At 70.9% G+C, this 20780-nt stretch carries 19 protein-coding genes; 9 read left to right on the forward strand and 10 right to left on the reverse strand.

What is annotated here, in order from left to right:
• Positions 1-51 precede the first annotated feature (51 nt).
• Together HED23_RS34905 and HED23_RS04325 are read left to right on the forward strand one after the other, a co-directional pair.
• Complete coding sequence (locus HED23_RS34905) at positions 52-297, forward strand: SCO4848 family membrane protein (protein WP_238441841.1); 246 nt, start codon at positions 52-54, stop codon at positions 295-297.
• 54 nt (positions 298-351) lie between these two features.
• On the forward strand, positions 352-1725 hold the full coding sequence (locus HED23_RS04325) for a metallophosphoesterase (protein WP_203182093.1): 1374 nt from the start codon (positions 352-354) through the stop codon (positions 1723-1725).
• 47 nt (positions 1726-1772) lie between these two features.
• Here HED23_RS04325 and HED23_RS04330 read toward each other — a convergent pair whose 3' ends face one another.
• From HED23_RS04330 to HED23_RS04360, 7 genes are all read right to left on the reverse strand, one after another.
• Positions 1773-2546, reverse strand: coding sequence for a TetR family transcriptional regulator (locus HED23_RS04330; RefSeq protein WP_420803017.1), 774 nt, complete (start codon positions 2544-2546; stop codon positions 1773-1775).
• 112 nt (positions 2547-2658) lie between these two features.
• Entirely contained in the window at positions 2659-3249 is a 591-nt protein-coding gene (locus HED23_RS04335) for a hypothetical protein (protein ID WP_203182094.1), read from the reverse strand.
• 175 nt (positions 3250-3424) lie between these two features.
• Positions 3425-4192, reverse strand: coding sequence for a succinate dehydrogenase iron-sulfur subunit (locus HED23_RS04340; RefSeq protein WP_203182095.1), 768 nt, complete (start codon positions 4190-4192; stop codon positions 3425-3427).
• Complete coding sequence (sdhA, locus tag HED23_RS04345; RefSeq protein WP_203182096.1) at positions 4192-5946, reverse strand: succinate dehydrogenase flavoprotein subunit; 1755 nt, start codon at positions 5944-5946, stop codon at positions 4192-4194. Before sdhA ends, HED23_RS04340 begins: the two co-directional genes overlap by 1 nt.
• Positions 5947-5976: 30 nt before the next feature.
• Positions 5977-6456, reverse strand: a complete 480-nt coding sequence (locus HED23_RS04350; RefSeq protein WP_033297770.1) for a succinate dehydrogenase hydrophobic membrane anchor subunit — start codon at positions 6454-6456, stop codon at positions 5977-5979.
• 5 nt (positions 6457-6461) lie between these two features.
• The gene (gene sdhC, locus HED23_RS04355; RefSeq protein WP_014154475.1) at positions 6462-6842 is read right to left on the reverse strand and encodes a succinate dehydrogenase, cytochrome b556 subunit; all 381 of its coding nucleotides are present in this window, start codon (positions 6840-6842) and stop codon (positions 6462-6464) included.
• A 166-nt stretch (positions 6843-7008) separates the two neighbouring features.
• The gene (locus HED23_RS04360; RefSeq protein ID WP_203187353.1) at positions 7009-7569 is read right to left on the reverse strand and encodes a 2-oxo-4-hydroxy-4-carboxy-5-ureidoimidazoline decarboxylase; all 561 of its coding nucleotides are present in this window, start codon (positions 7567-7569) and stop codon (positions 7009-7011) included.
• Positions 7570-7944: 375 nt separating this feature from the next.
• Here HED23_RS04360 and HED23_RS04365 point away from each other — a divergent pair, with 375 nt between their 5' ends.
• From HED23_RS04365 to HED23_RS04385, 5 genes are all read left to right on the forward strand, one after another.
• Positions 7945-9531, forward strand: coding sequence for a beta-N-acetylhexosaminidase (locus HED23_RS04365; protein ID WP_203182097.1), 1587 nt, complete (start codon positions 7945-7947; stop codon positions 9529-9531).
• Between the two features lie 163 nt (positions 9532-9694).
• Positions 9695-10201 (forward strand): hypothetical protein, encoded by a 507-nt coding sequence (locus HED23_RS04370; protein WP_203182098.1) that lies wholly within the window; start codon positions 9695-9697, stop codon positions 10199-10201.
• A 128-nt stretch (positions 10202-10329) separates the two neighbouring features.
• On the forward strand, positions 10330-10908 hold the full coding sequence (locus HED23_RS04375; protein ID WP_203182099.1) for a hypothetical protein: 579 nt from the start codon (positions 10330-10332) through the stop codon (positions 10906-10908).
• A gap of 266 nt (positions 10909-11174) precedes the next feature.
• Complete coding sequence (locus tag HED23_RS04380) at positions 11175-11858, forward strand: RNA polymerase sigma factor (RefSeq protein WP_203182100.1); 684 nt, start codon at positions 11175-11177, stop codon at positions 11856-11858.
• Positions 11858-12949 (forward strand): hypothetical protein, encoded by a 1092-nt coding sequence (locus HED23_RS04385; RefSeq protein WP_203182101.1) that lies wholly within the window; start codon positions 11858-11860, stop codon positions 12947-12949. Before HED23_RS04380 ends, HED23_RS04385 begins: the two co-directional genes overlap by 1 nt.
• A gap of 199 nt (positions 12950-13148) precedes the next feature.
• Here the strand turns inward: HED23_RS04385 and HED23_RS04390 are convergent, their stop codons facing one another.
• Complete coding sequence (locus HED23_RS04390) at positions 13149-14042, reverse strand: L,D-transpeptidase family protein (RefSeq protein ID WP_203182102.1); 894 nt, start codon at positions 14040-14042, stop codon at positions 13149-13151.
• 255 nt (positions 14043-14297) lie between these two features.
• Between HED23_RS04390 and HED23_RS04395 the strand changes: the two genes are divergently transcribed.
• Together HED23_RS04395 and leuE are read left to right on the forward strand one after the other, a co-directional pair.
• Positions 14298-15878 (forward strand): acyl-CoA mutase large subunit family protein, encoded by a 1581-nt coding sequence (locus HED23_RS04395; RefSeq protein ID WP_203182103.1) that lies wholly within the window; start codon positions 14298-14300, stop codon positions 15876-15878.
• 163 nt (positions 15879-16041) lie between these two features.
• Positions 16042-16701 carry a leucine efflux protein LeuE gene (leuE, locus tag HED23_RS04400; protein WP_203182104.1) on the forward strand — a complete coding sequence of 220 codons (660 nt, stop codon included), beginning with the start codon at positions 16042-16044 and terminating at the stop codon, positions 16699-16701.
• 15 nt (positions 16702-16716) lie between these two features.
• On the opposite strand, the gene HED23_RS04405 is transcribed toward leuE, so the two are convergent.
• Together HED23_RS04405 and HED23_RS04410 are read right to left on the reverse strand one after the other, a co-directional pair.
• On the reverse strand, positions 16717-17175 hold the full coding sequence (locus HED23_RS04405) for a MarR family winged helix-turn-helix transcriptional regulator (RefSeq protein ID WP_203182105.1): 459 nt from the start codon (positions 17173-17175) through the stop codon (positions 16717-16719).
• Positions 17176-17384: 209 nt separating this feature from the next.
• A complete protein-coding gene (locus tag HED23_RS04410; RefSeq protein ID WP_238441842.1) occupies positions 17385-20753 on the reverse strand; it encodes a LamG-like jellyroll fold domain-containing protein in 3369 nt (1122 codons plus the stop codon).
• Positions 20754-20780 lie beyond the last annotated feature (27 nt).

Here is a 20780-nt window from a genome sequence, read left to right on the forward strand (position 1 = left end):
GACAGCCCACCCCGGGCGATCGGGCTGGAGCGCGGCGGCGATACTGGTTCCATGAAGCTCAGCCGCCCCGTCTCCTGGTTCCTGCTCGTCTTCGGAGCGTGGAGCTGGGTCATCTGGGTCACCTTTGTGAAGAATCTCTGGAAGGACGGCAGTGGACTCGCGTTCGACGACGCGGGCGACCCGACTGCGTACTTCTGGGTCCATCTCGCGCTCGCCATCACCTCGTTTCTTCTGGGGACGGCTGTGGGTGTCATCGGGTTCCGTGGTGTCAGGGCTTTGCGTCGCGAAGGCAGATGACGGACCGGGCGTGGTTCGTCGTCCGGACAGGATCGTTTCAGCGGGGGAGCGTACGTGGTTGTCGTCTTCGTACTCATTGCGGTCGCGGTTCTCGCGCTGCTCGCGGGCGTGCACAGATATGTGTGGCGCCGGCTGATCGGTGACACGACGGAGAAAGGCGGCCTCGCGCGCCGTGCGGGCACCGTGGCGGCCTTCGCGCTGCCGCTGCTGACCGTCGGTGCCTTCGTCTCCAGCCGTGCCGGGTTCCCCTTCTGGCTGCAGCAGGTGCTGGCCTGGCCGGGCTATCTGTGGCTCGCCGTCCTGCTCTACCTGACGCTGGCCCTGCTGGTGGGCGAGGCCGTCCGCCCCCTGCTGCGCCGGATGCTCGCCCGCCGCGCCGGTGCCGCAGGCACCGAGCAGCCGGACGGAGCCCCCGCCAGGGCCGACGACGACGCGGACCGCGTCTCAGCCACGGCCGACGAGAACACCGGCCGCGTCCCCGCGCCGGCCTCCCGCCCCGCGGACCAGGCCGCCGCCGTGGCTGCCGGGCCCGGCCCCGCTACGGGCGCCACCCGTACCGACCCCGCGCCGCCGGCCGAGGCGCCGGCCCGGCCCGTCGCCGACCCCTCGCGGCGGCTGTTCGTCGCCCGCGCCGTCGGCGGAGCGGCTGCTCTCGCCGGGCTCGGTACCGTCGGCTACGGCACCTACGGAGTGCTGCGCGGCCCCAAGGTCAAGCGGATCACCGTGCCGCTCGCCAGGCTGCCGCGCTCCGCCCACGGCTTCCGTATCGCCGTGGTCAGCGACATCCACCTCGGCCCCATCCTGGGCAGCGCCCACACCCGCCGCATCGTGGACACGATCAACGCGACCCGGCCCGACCTGGTCGCCGTCGTGGGCGACCTCGTCGACGGGACCGTCGAGGATCTCGGCACCGCGGCCGAGCCGCTCGCCGGGCTGGAGGCGCGCCACGGCAGCTTCTTCGTCACCGGCAACCACGAGTACTTCTCCGGCGCGGCCGAATGGGTCGACCACGTACGTGAGCTGGGTCTGCATCCGCTGGAGAACGCCCGCGTCGAGATCGCCGGCTTCGACCTCGCGGGAGTCAACGACATCGCGGGCGAGAGCGAGGGCCAGGGCCCCGACTTCGCCCGGGCGCTCGGCGACCGGGACCGCAGCCGTGCCTCCGTCCTCCTCGCGCACCAGCCGGTCGTCATCGATGACGCCGTCGAGTACGGCGTCGGTCTCCAGCTCTCCGGCCACACCCACGGCGGCCAGCTCTGGCCCGGGAACATGCTGGCCGAGCTCGCCAACCCGACCGTCGCCGGGCTCGAACGCTACGGCGACACCCAGCTGTACGTCTCGCGCGGCGCGGGTGCCTGGGGGCCGCCCGTACGCGTCGGCGCCCCCTCCGACATCACCGTGGTGGAGCTCGCCTCCCCGCAGGCCTGAAGCCGGGGCCGTGGGACTCAGCCGGATCCGGCCGGCGGCCGTGGGACTCAGTCGGATCCGGTGTCCTGGGTGCCGCGTGAGGGCGCCCCGGGCATGAACTCCACCAGCACGTCGTGGATCTGCCTCACGAGCGGTCGCAGGACCCTGAAGCGGGAGAGCGCGATCGCCCGGGCGGCGATCGGCGCGGTGCGCTCGACGAGCCGGCGGCTGCGTTCCGTGCCCTCGGACCGGTCGTAGACCCAGAACAGCACCAGGCCCATCTGCATCAGCCACATCAACTGAGGCAGCAGCACGGCCAGTTCGGGGTCGGACTTGGTCGAGGAGCCGGACAGGCAGCGCTCGTGCACCGAGATGACCGCCTCGCGGGCCGCGGCCGAATCCGGGGAGAACGGGGAGAGCGGGCTGTCCGGGTCCGCGGCGTTCTTGAAGAACTGCGCGGCGAAGCGGTGGTACTGCCCGGCCACGTCCAGCCAGCTGAGCAGCACTCCCCGGATACGTACGGCCAGATCCCTGTCACCGGCCAGAACGGGCTGCACCGCAACCTCGTGCTCGGCGGCGAGCCGGTCGTAGAAGCCCTGGACCAGGTGCTCCTTCGAGGAGAAGTAGTAGTAGGCGTTCCCGACGGAGACGCCTGCCTCCTGCGCGATGGCCCGCATCGTCGTCCGGTCGTAGCCGCGCTCCTCGAAGAGCCGGAGCGCGGTCTCGAGGATCAGGGTGCGGGTCTGCTCGCTCTTCGGCGCCTTGGGCTTCCTGGCCGCCCCGTCGCCGTCGGCCGGCTCGGGACCGTCCGCGTCCGCCACGTTCTTCTCTTGCTTCACCACGGTCCCAAGGCTAGCCGGGGGATCCCCTTGCCGGGACCGGGCGGTCCCAGCGCTCCGGCGGCGGGCCGGAGCGCCGTGCTCGGGGAGTGCGGGAGGAGCGGCCGGCCCGGTCTCAGGCGCTCATCGAACGCGCGGTGTTGACCTGGGACATGACCCACTGGAAGGTCTCGGGCCCCGTCGCCGGGATCATCGTCTGGTGGTGGCGCCCGCCACTGGTGACGGTGATCTGCACGAAGCCGGTCGTGCGCTTCTCCTTCATCAGGAGGAAGAGCAGGCCGATGAGGCAGAACAGCGCGAACACGATCGCCAGCACGATGCCCACGGTGGGGATCTTCTCCTCCGTGCGCGACATGTCGGTCGCCGTCCACACCGCGCCCTTGAGCGGGAGGGTCCCGGACGGGGTCACGATGCCGTCGTTCATCACCGTGATGTCACCGAGCGAGAGCATCGGCACACCGCCACCGCCCTGCTGCACCGGCAGGTTGAAGCCGGGCTCGGTCGGCTGACCGGCGCCCGGATAGCCGTAACCGGGTCCGGGCTGCGCCGCGGAATCGGGCAGCGGCTGCGGGTAGCCGTACGCCGGAGCGGCGCCCGGCGCCGGATAGCCGTAGCTCTGGCCGTCCGGCATCGTGGGCGGATTGCCCTGCGGCTGGGGCGGGCCCCACTTGTATGAGTCGTCCGCGTACGGATTCGGATCGCTCATTGACGTTCCCCGTTCTCCATCAAGCCATCTGCTCCCGTGCTGTGCCGCCCCGGGAGGAGCGAGCCGGTCAGCGGCTCCGCATGACCGTACCGTCCCTGCCCGCCCGATGCACCAAGAGGCCCCGCTCCGCGCACGGCCGGTGCGCGGAACGGGGCCCCCTGAGGCAACGCGTGGGTCAGAAGCGGCGGGTGATCAGCGCGCGCTTCACTTCCTGGATCGCCTTGGTGACCTCGATGCCACGCGGGCAGGCGTCCGTGCAGTTGAACGTCGTCCGGCAACGCCACACACCGTCACGGTCGTTGAGGATCTCCAGGCGCTGCTCGCCCGCCTCGTCACGCGAGTCGAAGATGAAGCGGTGCGCGTTGACGATGGCCGCCGGGCCGAAGTACTGGCCGTCGTTCCAGAACACCGGGCACGAGGACGTGCACGCGGCGCACAGGATGCACTTGGTGGTGTCGTCGAAGCGCTCGCGGTCCTCGGGGGACTGCAGACGCTCACGCGTCGGCTCGTTGCCCTTGGTGACCAGGAAGGGCATGACGTCGCGGTAGGCCTGGAAGAACGGGTCCATGTCGACCACGAGGTCCTTGAGGACCGTGAGGCCCTTGATGGCCTCGACCGTGATCGGCTTCTCCGGGTTGATGTCCTTGATCAGCGTCTTGCAGGCGAGCCTGTTCTTGCCGTTGATCCGCATCGCGTCGGAGCCGCAGATGCCGTGCGCGCAGGAGCGGCGGAAGGTCAGCGTGCCGTCCTGCTCCCACTTGATCTTGTGAAGGGCGTCGAGCACACGCTCCTTCGGGTCGATCGAGATCTGGAAGTCCTGCCACTGGACCTCGTCGGAGACCTCGGGGTTGAAGCGGCGGATCCGGAACGTGGCCGTGATGTACGGGGTGTCGGCGAAGCCCGCCTCGGCCTTGTCGGTCTTTTCCAGGGTCGGGGTAGCCATCAGTACTTACGCTCCATCGGCTGGTAGCGGGTCGTGACGACCGGCTTGTAGTCGAGCCGGATCGACTCGGTGCCGTCGTCGGCGACCTCGCGGTACGCCATGGTGTGGCGCATGAAGTTGACGTCGTCGCGGTTCGGGTAGTCCTCGCGGTAGTGGCCGCCGCGGGACTCCTTGCGGGCCAGCGCGGAGGTCGCCATGACCTCGGCCAGGTCGAGCAGGTTGCCCAGCTCGATGGCCTCCAGCAGGTCGGTGTTGAACCGCCTGCCCTTGTCCTGGATGGACACGTCGAGGTAGCGCGCCCGCAGCTCGGCGATCTTGTCGACCGCCGTCTTGATGGTCTGCTCGGTGCGGAACACCATCACGTTGGCGTCCATGCACTCCTGCAGCTCCGTGCGGAGGGCGTGCACCCGCTCGGTGCCGGTCGAGTTGCGCAGCCGCTCGACCTGCTCCTGGACCAGCTGCGCCGGGTTCTCGGGAAGCTCGACGAAGTCGTTCTTCGCGGAGTACTCGGCGGCGGCGATGCCCGAGCGGCGTCCGAAGACGTTGATGTCGAGCAGCGAGTTGGTGCCCAGACGGTTGGCGCCGTGCACGGAGACACAGGCGACCTCGCCGGCGGCGTACAGGCCCGGCACGACGGTGGTGTTGTCGGCCAGCACCTCGCCCTCGACGTTGGTCGGAATGCCGCCCATGGCGTAGTGCGCGGTCGGCTGGATCGGGATCGGGTCCGTGTAGGGCTCGATGCCGAGGTACGTGCGCGCGAACTCGGTGATGTCCGGGAGCTTCGCGTCCAGCTGCTCCGGCGGGAGGTGGGTGAGGTCGAGGTAGACGTGGTCGCCCTCGGGACCGCAGCCGCGGCCCTCACGGATCTCCGTGTAGATGGAGCGGGACACGACGTCACGGGATGCGAGGTCCTTCATGACCGGCGCGTACTTCTCCATGAAGCGCTCGCCGTCCTTGTTGCGGAGGATGCCGCCCTCACCACGGGCGCCCTCCGTCAGCAGGATGCCCATGCGCCAGATGCCCGTCGGGTGGAACTGGAAGAACTCCATGTCCTCCAGCGGCAGACCCCGGCGGTAGCAGGCGGCCTGGCCGTCACCGGTCAGGGTGTGCGCGTTCGACGTCACCTTGAAGAACTTGCCGGTGCCGCCCGAGGCGTAGATGACCGACTTCGCCTGGAAGACGTGGATCTCGCCGGTGGCCAGCTCGTAGGCGACGACGCCGGCGGACTTCTTGACGCCGTTCTCCTCGACGACCAGCTGGTCCAGGACGTAGAACTCGTTGAAGAACTCCACGCCCTCCTTGACGCAGTTCTGGTACAGCGTCTGGAGGATCATGTGGCCGGTGCGGTCGCCCGAGTAGCAGGCGCGGCGGACCGGGGCCTCACCGTGGTTGCGGGAGTGGCCGCCGAAGCGGCGCTGGTCGATCTTGCCCTCGGGAGTGCGGCCGAACGGCAGGCCCATCTTCTCCAGGTCGAGGACGGCGTCGATGGCCTCCTTCGCGAGGATCTCGGCGGCGTCCTGGTCGACCAGGTAGTCGCCGCCCTTGATCGTGTCGAAGGTGTGCCACTCCCAGTTGTCCTCCTCCACGTTGGCCAGCGCGGCGGCCATGCCGCCCTGCGCGGCGCCCGTGTGGGAGCGGGTGGGGTAGAGCTTCGTCAGCACGGCGGTGCGGCTGCGCTTGGTCGACTCGATGGCCGCGCGCATGCCGGCGCCGCCGGCGCCGACGATGACGGTGTCGTACTTGTGGATCTGCATGGTTTTCCTCTGGTCCCTCTGTCCCGGCGCCTAGCGGATGTTCGGGTCGAAGGTGAAGATCACCAGCGTGCCCAGCAGGACGGTGAACACCGTGGCGGTGTACAGGAGCATCTTCAGCCAGAAGCGGGTGTTGTCCCGTTCGGCGTAGTCGTTGATGACCGTACGGAGGCCGTTGGCGCCGTGCAGCATCGCGAGCCACAGCATCGCCAGGTCCCAGATCTGCCAGAACGGCGAGGCCCAGCGGCCCGCGACGAACGCGAAGCCGATCTTGGACACGCCGCCGTCGAGCACCAGCTGGATCAGCAGGTGACCGATGACGAGGACGACCAGCACGATGCCCGACAGGCGCATGAAGAGCCAGGCGTACATCTCGAAGTTCGTGCGCGAACCCTTGGGGGTCTTGCCCGTGCGCTTGCGCGGGGGCTCGATCACCGGGGCCGGGTTGTCGACGTCGTACAGGCTTACGCCCTCGACGTCGCCGATCGCGGAAGAAGGTGTCTCGGTGGACATCGGCCTCAGCTCCCGAAGACTTCACGTACGGCGTGACCGAGGACGGGGTACAGGGCCCCGACCATCAGCACGATCCAGATACCCAGGACGGTCCAGAGCATCTGCTTCTGGTAGCGCGGGCCCTTGGCCCAGAAGTCCACGGCGACGATGCGGAGACCGTTCAGCGCGTGGAACAGGATGGCGGCCACCAGGCCGTACTCGAGCAGCGCGACGAGCGGGGTCTTGTAGGTGGCCACGACGTCGTCGTACGCCTCGGGGGAGACACGCACGAGAGCGGTGTCCAGGACGTGTACGAACAGGAAGAAGAAAATGAGGACACCGGTGACTCGATGAGCCACCCAGGACCACATGCCTTCCCGGCCGCGGTACAGCGTTCCAGCCGGCACGGAAGAACCCTCCGGGAGCGGGGATTGGGGTCGGCCGGCTTGACTGTCGGTCTGACCCGGCCGGGTACGGTCCACCGGCCCTGGCCATCGTAGCGACGCTTTGTCGGTTCCATGGCGGCGGGGCCTCCGGTGTGATCAAAGCGGCAGTCAAACAGGCACGGACGGGCTACCGGGGGTCATATGCCACCGGGGGGAACGGGCCTGGCGCCCGGCCCGCCTCCGTCACCAGCTCGATGATGCGACCCCGGGCGAGTCGTCGCATCTCCTCCGCGGTCAGGGCGCGCTCCTCGTCGGGTTCGTGCGTCAGCCGGGTCCGGATGGTGGCCAGCACCTGGTCGACGTGCTGGGAGGGGTGCAGGCCGTCGAGGCAGATCACGAAGACATGGCCGAACCGGCTCTCGTACGCGGCGTGCGCGGCGCGCAGCGCCAGGTGGGCCGCGCGGGGTGCGTCATGGTGCAGGCAGGGGGCGCTCTCCGACGCGAGCGCCTCGGAGATGTCGGCGGGCGCGAGGTCGTAACCCGCCTCGTCGGACGCGGCGAGCAGCGTGTCCAGATCGGGGTAGGGGCGGTGGGCGGCCAGTCGCTGCGCCCAGCGGGAGCTGCCGCAGCACTCCAGCAGGGCCTCTTCGGCAAGGTCCCGCCGCCAGTCGTTGAAGCGGCCGAGACCGCTCGAGTGGGCACTCGGGCGCGTACTCACGGACACTGGATCCGGAACGGGGGCCTCCATGGGTGCCTCCCCCAGGGCTGGGGCGGGGCCCCGGTTCTGGACGGGAACGGCCGTCCGCCCGGCCTGCTGGGGTGCGTTCGGCAGGTCGGCGTGGGACTCGCTGGACCTGGACAGCGGGACTCCTCGAATCAATGACATCTGTGACCCTGGAGAAGAGGGGCCGGAGAGCGACGAGGTTGCGCGTGGGTGGGAGTGAGGACTGATTCCTGTGTGCTGCCACGCTAGCGAGACCGGGCGACGCGCAACCGAAGGATGCGAGAAATTCACCCGGACGGGAGGATTTCGGAACGCTTGATGGACGAATCGGCGGGGGATATGCCTGACTTTCTCATCTTCTTTGAACTGTTTTTCCCCCGATCCGGAGGTTTCTGACCGATGTCGCCCTCACGCGCACCCCTGGTCGCAGGCGCCGCCGTCGCGGTGGCAGCCGCCGTCACCCTCACCGTCGTCGTCTGGCCCGAGGACTCCGGCCCCGGCTCCCGGAGCGGCGCGTCGGCCTCGTCCCGCACGTCAGCCTCACCGTCGCCCACCCGGAGCTACCCGCTCTCCACGACGCCGCGGACGATACCCGCGGTCCGCGAACACACCGCCGCACGCGGGCCCGGATGGAAACCGGAGAAGGGCAGCGCGGTCGTCGCGGCCGACCCCGAGCTCACCGACGAGGCGAAGCTGCTCGCCGGGGAGCTGAGGATCGGCTACCGGGGCGAGAAGTCCGCCAGGTCCGGTGACGTCGAGCTGGCGCTCGCCGCGTCGGGCAAGGGCGACCCGGAGTCGTACACCCTGAAGACCGCGGACAACAGGGTCACGATCAGCGGCCCCGGGCAGGCGGGCGTCTTCTACGGGACCCGCACCCTCAAGCAGTCGCTGAACGCCGACAGCACCGTGCCCGAGGGCGTGGTGCGTGACACGCCCGACCGGCCGCAGCGCGGGCTCAACCTCGACATCGCGCGCAAGCACTACAGCGCCGACTGGATCGAGGACAGGCTGCACGAGATGGGCGACCTCAAGCTCAACCAGCTCGGCCTCCACTTCTCCGACGACCAGGCCTTCCGGATCGAGTCGGACACGCATCCCGAGGTGGTCTCCGAGGAGCACCTCACCAAGGCCGAGGTCCGCCGCATCGTGAAGCTCGCCCGGAGCCTCCACATCACGGTCGTCGGTGAGATCGACTCCCCCGGACACCTGGGTGCCGTCATGCGCGCCCACCCCGACCTCCAGCTGCGCAACACGCAGGGGGTCGCCAGGGAGGGTGCCATCGACATCTCGAAGGCCGGCTCGGCGAAGATCGTCGACGACCTGCTGACCGAGTACGCCGAGCTGTTCCCCGGCAACTGGTTCCACGTCGGCGCGGACGAGTACCAGGCACTCACCGTGAGCGATCCCGCGGCCTCCTACCCGCAGCTGGCCGCGGCCGCACGGGAGAAGTACGGCGACGACGCCACCGTCCAGGACCTGACGGAGGGCTGGCTGAACGACCGCGCCGCCGTCATCCGCAAGGCCGACAAGATCCCCAAGGCCTGGAACGACGGCTTCTTCAGCGGCGGGACGGTCACCGCCGACAAGGGCATCGAGGTCGAGTACTGGACCGGCAAGGAGATCGGCGCCCGGCCGCCCCAGGAGTACCTCGCCGAGGGCCGCAAGGTGATCAACCTCAACGACGAGTACCTCTACTACGTGCTCGGCCAGCCCAACGACTTCACGTACCCGACCGGCAAGCGGATCTACGAGCAGTGGACCCCGTTCGTCCTGCGCGGTACCGAGCCGGTGGCCGAACGCTATTCGAAGCAGATCCTGGGAGGCCGGTTCGCGGTCTGGGGCGACTTCCCGAACGCGCAGACGCAGGCGCAGGTGGCGGAGGGGATCCGGATGCCGCTCAACGCGGTCTCCCAGAAGCTGTGGGACCCCCGGGAGCCGAAGCTGACCTGGACGCAGTTCCAGGAGCTCGCGGACGAGACCCGCTGAGCGGTGTCCGGGTGCTCCTGACGACAGGTGCTCCGGATAGCAGGTGCTCCGCGCTCCGGAAGGGCGCGGGGCGCCTGCCGCTCATCCGGGTTGACCCGATTTCGCGCTTTCCCGTGGTGCGGGAGGGGAAGAATGGCAGCCCGGACCGCGGGGGGAGCAGGACGTGGGTTTCTGGGGCTGCTATCTGGTCGGCCGCAGCGGTGAGCCGCTCATCGGCCACCCCGCGCTGCGGGACGCGCGCGACCGGCTGACGCTGCGGGAGTACCGCGCGGACGGCTGGCAGGTCTGGGCCCACCCCACGGAGCCCTCGCTGGGGAGCATGACCGCGCTGGCAGACGCGGCCCGGGCGCCGGTCCTCCTCGGGTTCGTCATGGACGGCGTCTGCGTGGCCGTCGAGGCGGCGGCGCCGCACAGCGGGTCCTGGTACGCCTGCCTCGGCAGGGAGCCCATGGCCGAACACCTCGGCCTGGACGGCGCCACACTCGAGGACCTTTTCCTGCCACCCGAGGACGCGGCTGCCCGGGCAGTGGAGTGGGCGGCCGAAACCGGCCGGGCCGTCCTCGAAGGCCCCTTGCTCGAACTGTTGCGTATCGGGCGGCCCGAGTGGTCCGCAGAGGAACTTTTCTTCGCTTTCCTGGACCGTCTGGGCATCGAGAGCCTCTCCGGCTGAGCCCTGCTGTGATCTCTCATGTCGTGAGAGTGACGCTTTTCAGCCATCTGGCGCTGTACGCGGTAACGGGAAGCGGTGCGCTCCCGAGGACCGGCCGATGGACAGATGGACCGATGGGGGAGGCGCCGATGACTCTGCTGCAGCTGATCGCTCGTGCCGACGAGCGAGGTCTGGCGACGAGCGGGGTGGCCTGTCTGGACCGCCTTCTTCCGCCGCCGGAGGCAGGTGACGATCCGGAGCCGCTGCGCCCGCTCTGGGCGGCCTGCGAGAGCGGGGCGGATTGGGCGGGCCGGCTCGACGCCGTGCACGCGGTGCTGGAGGGCCCGGCGGGCAGCGACGCCACGGCGGCGCGCGTCCGTGCGCTGCTCGGCTCCGCGCCACGGGACTTCGGAGCGGAGCCGCTGCGCGCGTGGGCGGACGCCTGCTCGGTCCTCGCGCTGGAGGTCCACCGTGAGTTCGACGTCCCGGCCGGCGACGGCGGCGGGACGTCCGGGCACAGGGACGGAGGGGCTGCGCACGCCGGTCCGCTCGCCGCCGGAGAGGTCCACCGCCAGACCGAGATCCTGGAGAGTCTCGCCGAGACCACCGGGGCGGCGGGCCTGCGCCGGGCCCTGGACCTCTCGACCGAGGGCCGTCGGGTGCTGCGCGCCGTGGTGTCCCGCCGCGCTCGCGGCCGTGGACGGGCCGGCGACGCGTCCCTGAGGTGACATCAGGAGGGAAAGAGGACGACGACCGGGGCCGCCACCCCCCACAGGAGAGGCCCCGGCCGTCTTCCACAGGGCCGCAGGGCGACCCCGTACTCATCTCAGCGTCGCGGGTGCGTTTTCTGTCACACCGCGCTGGGTCAGGAGAAGGTTGCGGGTTGTACAAGTCATGGACGGGGCGCCGTCGGACAACGTAGCGTCTGAGTCGCGCAGGGTGGCGCAGCAGTGGTGACCAGCCACGATTCGGATCAGCAGGGCGGGTTGAGGGAGTGCTGGGGGACGACGCGGAGCTGACCGCCGCGGTGCTCGCGGCACAGGACGGGGACGAGGACGCCTTCCGGACTGTGTACCGCGCCGTGCACCCGCGGCTGCTGGGCTACATACGGACGCTGGTCGGTGAACCGGACGCCGAGGACGTGGCGTCCGAGTCCTGGCTGCAGATAGCGCGTGACCTCGACCGGTTCAGCGGGGACGCCGACCGGTTCCGCGGCTGGGCGGCCCGGATAGCGCGGAACCGCTCGCTCGACCACATACGGATGCGGGGCAGGCGCCCGGCGATCGGCGGTGACGAGAGCGAACTGGCGGGAGAGGCCGCCGAGTCCGACACGGCGGGCGAGGCCCTGGAGTCGCTGGCCACCGGACGCGCGATGTCCCTCATCGCGCAGCTGCCCCAGGACCAGGCCGAGGCGGTCGTGCTCCGTGTCGTGATCGGCCTCGACGCGAAGAGCGCGGCACAGACCCTGGGCAAGCGGCCCGGCGCGGTGCGAACCGCGGCGCACCGCGGACTGAAGCGGCTGGCCGAGCTGGTCGGCGCCGACCTGGGCCCGGAGGACGAGATTCCGGCGGCGGGCGCGGAACTCGGCGCCGTACCCGCGCAGCGTCCCGGACGCCAGGGTGCGGTGGCGCCCGCCGGTGTGACGCATTCGCGTCCGTGGACGCAGAAGGACATGTGATGGCCGACGAGCAGCACGAGTGGCTTGATGCGGACGCGGCGGAGACTTTGCTCCGTGGCGAGTCCGTCGAGCCCGTCGAGCCCGTCGACGATCACGCGAGAACCACGGCCCGGCGGCTGGAGGCCGCCCTGCTCGCGCTCCGGACCCCCGGCCCGGCCGAAGGTGAACTGCCCGGTGAGGAAGCCGTACTGGCGGCTTTCCGTGAGGCGTCCGGCGGGAAACCGATGACCGGCGCGGCGGGCCCCGGCGGACCCGCTGGGCAGGACGCGCTTCACACCGTACGTATCGGGTCGACGCCCGCGGCCCCGCGCCGGCGCCCGCGCTGGAGCCGCCCGGTGCGCTACGGCCTCGCCGTCTCGCTCGCCGGGTGCGCGCTGGGCGGTGTTGCGGTCGCCGCGGGCACGGGCATGCTTCCCGCACCGTTCGGCGGCCACCACTCGCCGGTTCCGGCGGCCTCCGTCTCGGCGGCGGCGTCCCCGGAGGAGCTGGGTGCCGAGGTGCCCGACGCCGGTGAGCCGGCGCCGGCGCCCTCCGGGACACCTCGTCCGCCGAGCTCTCCGGAGCCCTCGGAAGTGCCGGGCGGCGGAGCGGCGGGGAGCCACGGACGAACCGGACGTGACAGCGGTGACGCGCCCGACCGTGAGGACGCCGATCCGGACAGCGGCACCGAGGACGGCACCGAGGACGGTACGGACGGGCGCGAAGTGCCCGGAAGGTCCCCGGCCGAGGTGTACGAGAAGTCGGTCAAGGCCTGCCGCGCCTACCGCGAGGACCGCCTGAGCCGGGAGGAGGAGCGCCGGCTCCTCGAACTGGCCGACGGGGAGAGCAATCTGGCCCGTTTCTGCGACCGACTGCTGAACCCGATCGACCGCGACGGCGGGAGCGGGCCCGATGAGGACGGTCCGGGCGGAGGCAAGGGCGACGGGGACGGCGGCGGAGGGAGAAGCCAGGGCGTTCTCCCCTCGGTCACCTTCCGTACGCCTTCCGCGGAGAGCACGCGGGACGACTCGCCGCAGGGCGGCCAGGCCCTCCGGACGGCGGCCGGCCCTACGGTGAGCTCACTGTCCGCGATTCCCTCGACAACGCGCTGACCTGCACGAACGCGGCAGCTGTAACGTTCTTCGGCAGACCGGCGCAGTAGTGAGTGCCGACTGGTCATCGGCCGCGCAAGGAGCCGGGGTTCCCCCCGTACCTTCGGCTCAGCGCATCCGGCGCGGGCGGGACACGTTCCCCCGGTCCCGCCCGCGCCCCCGATCCCGGTCGACCCGTCACCAGTGGATTTTTGACCCGTCACCAGTGGATGACGACCTTGTCGCCGTTCCGCACCTGGGCGAAGAGCGAGGCGATCTTCCCCTCGTCCCTCACGTTCACACAGCCGTGCGAGGCACCGTTGTAGCCGCGCGCCGCGAAATCCGACGAGTAGTGCACCGCCTGGCCGCCGCTGAAGAACATGGCGTACGGCATCGGGGAGTCGTAGAGCGTCGACACGTGGTGGCGGGACTTCCAGTACACCGAGAAGGTGCCCTCACGGGTGGGCGTGTACTGCGAGCCGAACCGCACGTCCATCGACGAGACGACCCTGCCGTCGATCATCCAGGCCAGCGTGCGGCTGTTCTTGCTGATGCACAGGACCCGGCCCTCCATGCAGCGGGCGTCGGGCTTCACGGCCGCGGGACCGGCGGCCGGCGGGTCGAGTTCCTTAGGCGTCGGCTTCCGCGTCATGGCGAGCAGCCGCTCCCAGGTGACGGTGTCGGTCCTGCCCGTGCGGGACAGGCCCCGCTTGCCCTGGAAGGACTGCACGGACGCGACGGTCGCGGAGCCGTAGTAGCCGGTGGGGCTGCGGTCGAAGTGGCCGATCTGGCGCAACCGTGCCTGGAGTTCCCGGACGCGCTCGCTCCGGTCGCCGACGGACATCAGAGTGCTGGGCTGAGGAGAGGGCCGTGCGCCGGGTGTCCGCGATGGGGTGGGCGGGGGAGTGGCCGAAGGGCTCGCCGGTCCGCCGCCGGGTTCGGCGTCGTCCGTGACGCGCGGCGGCGCCTCGGCCGGGAGGGCTGTGGGCTCCGCAGCCCCCACCGTCTCGACCTTGCAGCCCGCCGTCAGGACGGCGAGCGCGACCACGCCGACCGCTGCCACGGCAGCCCTGCGCACTCTGCGCGTGTCCCTGTCCGTCCGTCCACGCCTCATGGCTGCCCCCTGGTCGCGTCCGTCACCGCCCGGTCCCGCCTGACCCGTCGCGTGGCACGGCTGTCTCATGAGACGGATTCCCGTCCTGCCCGGTTGCCGAATCCTGCGCATGATAGAAAACGTGCGTCCGGGCCTCCGGGCACGTGCTGTGAGCAGGGTCCTGGGGAGGACTTCCGCAGTCCGTGGCACCGCCGTCGGAGTCGAGTCCGTCGCACGTTCGTCACCAGTGAACAGCTTGAGCGGGAGGCACAGCACATGACGCGTGAATCCGAGTCGGGACTGCCCATCGAGCCGGTCTACGGGCCGGACGCGCTCGACGGCTGGCGGGCCGAGGAGAAGCTGGGCGCCCCGGGAGCCTTCCCCTTCACGCGTGGTGTCCACCCCACGATGTACACGGGCCGGCCGTGGACGATGCGGCAGTACGCGGGATTCGGCACCGCCACCGAGTCCAACGCCCGCTACAAGCAGCTGATCGCCGACGGGACGGCGGGCCTGTCCGTCGCGTTCGACCTGCCCACCCAGATGGGGCACGACTCGGACGCCCCCATCGCCTCCGGTGAGGTCGGCAAGGTCGGTGTTGCCATCGACTCGATCGACGACATGCGCGTCCTCTTCGGCGGCATCCCGCTGGGCGAGGTCTCCACCTCGATGACCATCAACGCCCCCGCCTCGCTCCTCCTCCTGCTCTACCAGCTGGTCGCCGAGGAGCAGGGCGTGCCGGCCGACAGGCTGACGGGCACGATCCAGAACGACGTTCTCAAGGAGTACATCGCCCGGGGCACCTACATCTTCCCGCCGAAGCCCTCGCTGCGGCTGATCGCCGACATCTTCAAGTACTGCAAGGCCGAGATCCCGAGGTGGAACACGATCTCGATCTCCGGCTACCACATGGCGGAGGCGGGTGCCTCGCCCGCGCAGGAGATCGCGTTCACCCTCGCCGACGGCATCGAGTACGTCCGTACGGCGGTCGCGGCCGGCATGGACGTGGACGACTTCGCGCCACGGCTCTCCTTCTTCTTCGTCGCCCGTACGACGATCCTGGAGGAGGTCGCCAAATTCCGTGCCGCACGCCGGATCTGGGCGAAGGTGATGCGGGAGGAGTTCGGCGCGGAGAACCCCAAGTCCCTGATGCTGCGCTTCCACACGCAGACAGCGGGCGTCCAGCTCACCGCCCAGCAGCCGGAGGTCAACCTGGTCCGGGTCGCCGTGCAGGGACTCGGCGCGGTCCTCGGCGGCACGCAGTCGCTCCACACCAACTCCTTCGACGAGGCCATCGCCCTGCCGACGGACAAGTCGGCCCGCCTCGCACTGCGCACCCAGCAGGTCCTGGCGTACGAGACGGACGTGACGGCCACGGTGGACCCCTTCGCGGGTTCGTACGTCGTCGAGAAGATGACCGACGACGTCGAGGCCGCGACCCTGGAGCTGATGCGCAAGGTCGAGGACATGGGCGGTGCGGTCGACGCCATCGAACGCGGCTTCCAGAAGAACGAGATCGAACGCAGCGCCTACCGCATCGCCCAGGAGACGGACAGCGGCGACCGTGTCGTCGTCGGCGTCAACCGCTTCCGCCTCGACGAGGAGGAGCCGTACGAGCCGCTCCGCGTCGACCCGGCGATCGAGGCCCAGCAGGCCGCCCGGCTGGCGAAGCTCCGCGCCGAACGCGACCAGGCGGCGGTGGACTCGGCGCTGGCGGAACTCAAGAAGGCGGCCGAGGGGACGGACAACGTGCTCTATCCGATGAAGGACGCGCTCAGGGCGCGGGCCACGGTGGGCGAGGTCTGCAACGCGCTGCGGGAGGTCTGGGGCGCGTACGTGCCGACGGACGCGTTCTGAGGAGCCGCCGCCCTCACGGGTGATCCCGCCGACCACCTGTGCCCGCGGATGGGCTGTCGAGATGGAGCTCTCCGTGAACCGCCTGCTGGACGGTGACCAGGACTGAACGGCCACATTTCGGACGGCTGAACGGAGTGTCGTACCCGCGTGCGACACTCCGTTCATGCTGGGTGTCACCGATCTTCCGACCTATCTCGCCGGCCTGGTACTGATCATTCTTCTGCCGGGGCCGAACTCGCTGTACGTGCTCTCCGTCGCCGCCAGGCGCGGGGTGCGCAGTGGCTATGTGGCCGCTGCCGGGGTGTGGACCGGGGACACGGTCCTGATGACGCTGTCGGCGCTGGGCGCGGCTTCCCTGCTGCAGACGACGCCGCTGCTGTTCGCCGTCGTCAAGTACGCGGGCGCGGGCTATCTGACCTGGCTGGCGATCGGGATGATGCGGGCCGCAGCGTCCATGTGGCGTGAACGTCACCAGCGGGCCGCCGAGCTGGCGGAGGAGAGCGCCGCGCCGGCGGCGGGTGTGGAGCACCCCTACCGGCGGGCCCTCGTGGTGAGCATGGTCAACCCGAAGGCCATCCTGTTCCTGATCTCCTTCTTCGTGCAGTTCGTCGATCCCGGCTACGCCTATCCGGCGCTCTCCTTCCTGCTGCTGGGTACGCTGCTGCAGATCGGCAGCTTCCTCTATCTCTCGGCGCTCATATTCGGCGGCACCCGCCTCGCGGCCGCGTTCCGCCGCCGTAAGCGGCTGTCTGCGGGGGCCACTTCGGCGGCGGGTGTGCTCTTCCTCGGATTCGCGGCGAAGCTCTCGCTCAGCGGCGTGTGAGCGGCCTTGCGCGGTTCAGTGGTGCCAGGCCTTGCCGCCCACGTTGTGGATCATCCGCTGGAGGACCTTGAGGGCGGCGACGAACTCCTCGTCCGGGATTCCGGCGTGGATCTCCGCGCTCGCTCTGCCGACCCGCTCGAACGCCTCGGCGCGCAGAACGTGGCCCTCGGCGGTCAGCCTCAGGCGGGTGGTGGGGTCCTCGGTGACCAGGCCCTTGGCGATGAGGGTGTCGATCTCGGGCTCCAGCGAGTCGCCGACGTTCAGGTAGCCGCGGAGCATCGCGACCACCTCGGCGCGGGGGCGGCCACGTTCGTCCGCGTCGGTGAGCTGGTTGAGGACCCACCAGGGGGGCTGGGTCAGGCCGTGTTCTGCCAGTGCGGCCCGGATGTGGGTCACGGTCGCGTCGTGGGCGGCCCAGCTCCAGTAGCCGATGGGCTGCCGTGCGAGTCCCGCGTCGTCATGTGAGTAGTCCATGTCCTGGACCGTAGGACCTCAAGCAAAGTTGAGGTCAAGGCCCGGCGGTCCTGCGTATCCGCCGAGCCCCGAGGTGTCCTCGCCCGCCCGCCCGGCCGGAGCGGCCGCCGGGCGGGCCAGGGCGTGCGGTGGCGCACCCCGCGCCTCTGTGTCCGCGCGGCGCGGGGTGCCGCGGCCGGTGGGCCCGGGCACCCCGCCCCGCCACGGGCTCACATGCGAGCGTGGCCCGTGGCCGTCACCGTCTCGAAGGGGAGCCGCGCCACCGTTGCCGTTCCCGGGTCGGCGCCGAGCGTGCGCAGTGCCGTCAGCTCAGCCGCCGTCAGAGCCCGGCGCACCAGCACGAACTCGTCCAGCGAACCCTTCAGGTGCTCGGCGCCGTTGGGCCGGGTCCCCAGATGGATGCCGGACACCTCGAACGCGTCACCGTAGGTCACCGCACCGGACGCGGTGTCCGCCTCGTCCAGGACGGTGCCGTCCACCGAAAGGCTCAACCGGTCACCGGACCGCTGGAGCACGACGTGGTGCCACACGGAATTCCCGAAAGCGCTGACCGCGCTCGTGTCGACCGCGTGCAACTCGGTCGTGGCACCGTCCGTCTGGAAGTGGGCCGTCAGCCGGTCCTGCGAGGGCCTGGCACGCAGCCACAGCTGGCGCTCCGCGCCTCCCGTGCCGTAGGCCCAGAGCAGCACCTGATCGCCGGTGGCCGGGGTGGCGGAGTACTTCCACCACAGGGCGACCGTGAAGTCGCCCGCTCCGAGCGCCTCGTCGGCGCCGTAGGGGAGTTCGACGCCGTCGTCCGTGCCGTCGAGCGTCAGGGCGGAGCCGAATCTGCCGCCGCCCGTGGTCGCGGAACCCCGTACGTAGGCGTGGTTGCAGCGGGCTGAGGAGTCCGGCGTCGCCGGACCGGTGGCGGAGCGCTGGACCTGGTGCACCTCGGTGTTGCCCGGCTCCATCGACCACCAGACCCGGGGCCGGTCCGCCGGGTAGCCGCCGGCCCCGCCGACCGTGGAGGCCGCGACTGTGGTGAGTTCGGCGGGTGTCAGTGCCCGGTCGAAGAGACGGACATCGTCCAGTCTGCCGTTGAGCACGTCGGTGCGGTCCGGCTTGGAACCGACCCGCAGCCCTTCTGCGGCCGCGCCCGTCAGGGAGCCGCTGAGACCGGATGCCTCCACGGCCGGCCCGCCGTCGACGCTCAGCCGCAGGGTCCCACCCGTGCGGCTCAGCGCGAGCAGATGCCAGGCGCCGTCCCCGTAAGCCGTGGACGATCCGGGGTCCGGCAGAGTGAGCTGGACATGACCCTCGGGTGTCTGGGCCCAGGCCAGCAGGCGGTCCTGTGCCGGCTGGGTGCGCACCCACACGGAGGGTTTGCCGGACGTCGAGCCGTAGGCCCACAGCAGCGCCGCGTTGGGCGTCGAGGCCGTGGCCGAGTGGGCGAACCACAGGGTGTACGTGAAGTCGGACGAGCCCACGTCCAGGGCGGGCACGTAAGGAGTCTCGACGCCCGGCCGGGTGGCCGAAACACCGATGGCTCCTCTCCCCACCCGCCCCGCCGCCTCCGCGGGCAGCCCGTCCAGCAGCGTGCCGTCGGCGCAGTTGCCGGAGACGTCGTCCTGGATGCCGACGGGGACCATGGCCGGGGCGTCGGCGCGGTCGATCACCTGGAACGGGAGATGCGCCGACAGGGTGTCCTCGGTGCCGGGAGCGCTGTCGGCGGTGCGCAGCGCCGCGAGCTGGGCGGAGGTGAGGGCGGCGCGATGGACCCGGAAGCCGTCGAGTGCGCCCGCGTAGGAGTCGCTGGCGGTCGAGTCCGCCTTGGCACCGAGCCGGATTCCGTCGACGCCCGCGTCGAGGGGGCCCGTCAGGGATCCGGTCACCCCGGTCGCCACGGCGGGCGGCCTGCCGTCCACCGACAGGGTCAGCTGCCCCGCGGTGCGTACCAGGGCCAGCTGGTGCCAGGCCCCGTCTCCGAAGGCTGTGGACGCCGTCGTGTCCGGGAGCGCCAGCCCGGTGGTGCCCGAGGCCGTCTGGGCCCAGACGAAGAGCCGGTCCTGCGCGGGCTGCGCCCTGATCCACAGCTGCGGCTCGGCCGATCCCGTGCCGTACGCCCACATCAGGGCCTGCTGCGGACTCGTGGCCGAGGCCGTGTGGCGGAAGAAGAACGAGTAGGTGACGTCTCCGGCGCCCGGGTCGAGGGGCGGCGCGTAGGGCAGTTCGGCGTGGTCACCGGCTCCGTCCAGGACGAGAGCCTGCTGGAAGCGGCCCGGGCCCAGCGTGGCGTCCCCCGCCAGGTAGGCGTCGTTGGCGTCCGGACCGGTGTCGGGGGTGGTCCGGCCGGCCGCGGGCGTGGGCTGTGGATGGACGGGGCCGGCAGCCGTGCCGGGAACGCCCACGGAGGAGGGCGTGAACCGGTTGAAGTAGAGATGCGCGGCGGAGAAGTCCGTGCCGCCCTCGTAGAGGAGCCCGATCTGGCCGTCCACGAGCTCGGCGAGGTCGGAGTACCCGGCCCTGTTGTCGCTGATCCCGCTCCGGGAGGACTGCTGCCAGGTCACGCCCCGGTCCGTCGACCACCGCAGTCCCATCTCCTGCCGGTCGGTGGGGTGGGTGGGGGCCGCGAACACGAGCGTGTCACCAGGGGTGCTGCGGTACGTCTGCCGCAGGGCGAGCACCGATCCCTGGACCTGCGGTGTCGTCAGGCCGGTGGCCGGCCGCTGGGCCGGGACGGTCGTACCTCCGTCCGTGCTCACGGCGCGGGTGCGGTGGACGGGGTCGACGTTGTTCCGCGCGTTGACGTACAGGCTCCCGTCGTCGAGCTCGGCGACGGTCGGCTCACCCGGTTTGACGGTGTCCTTCACATGGGAGTTCGGGGTGGTGGAGGCCTGCCAGTTCTCGCCGCCGTCGTCGCTGTACAGGACGCCGATGTAGGCGGTCGAGGAATCAGGTTCCTGGTAGGCCCCCACGACCAGCCGGCCCGGGTGCCCGCCGCCGGTGAGCTGGACCCCGTGACCGGGGCCGGTGCCGTACCAGCCCCTGTCGGTGGCGGCGAATCTCGGGAGCGGGCGGGCGGCGCCGAAGGTCAGTCCGTCGTCGGTGGAACGCTGGACACGCGGTGTCCGCCTGCCGCCCGGCTGCACCGGCTCGGAGGTCGAGAGCAGCAGGACGTCGCCGGTGACGAGGTCGGCGACGGGGGCGGGGTTGCTGTGGGTGTACGGCGCGTGGGGGTCGTCCGGGCTCCCGGTCGTCACCACGCGGACCGGACTCCAGGTGCGGCCGTCGTTGGTGGAGCGCCGGACCACGAGGTCGATCGGACCGCGATCGGCGCACGAGGGGGAGCGGCGGGCCTCGGCGAAGGCCAGGAGCGCGTTCGTCGCGGTGCGGACCAGCGCGGGGATGCGGAAGCAGCCGTAACCGCCGGTCCCCGACCGGAAGAGGATCTGCTCGGTCCCGGTGAGGGCGTCACCGGACGGTGCGGAGCCGGAGGCCGTGGCGGGCGGCGCGGTGAGCGTGGGTACCGCGAGGCATGAGAGGAGCAGGCCCAGGCCCGCCAGTACCGCTCTCGTCCTGGTGCTGACAACGGGCAAGGGAAGCTGCCTTTCTCGGCGGCACCG

Source organism: Streptomyces pratensis (genome assembly GCF_016804005.1).
GTDB classification, from domain to species: Bacteria; Actinomycetota; Actinomycetes; order Streptomycetales; family Streptomycetaceae; genus Streptomyces; species Streptomyces pratensis_A.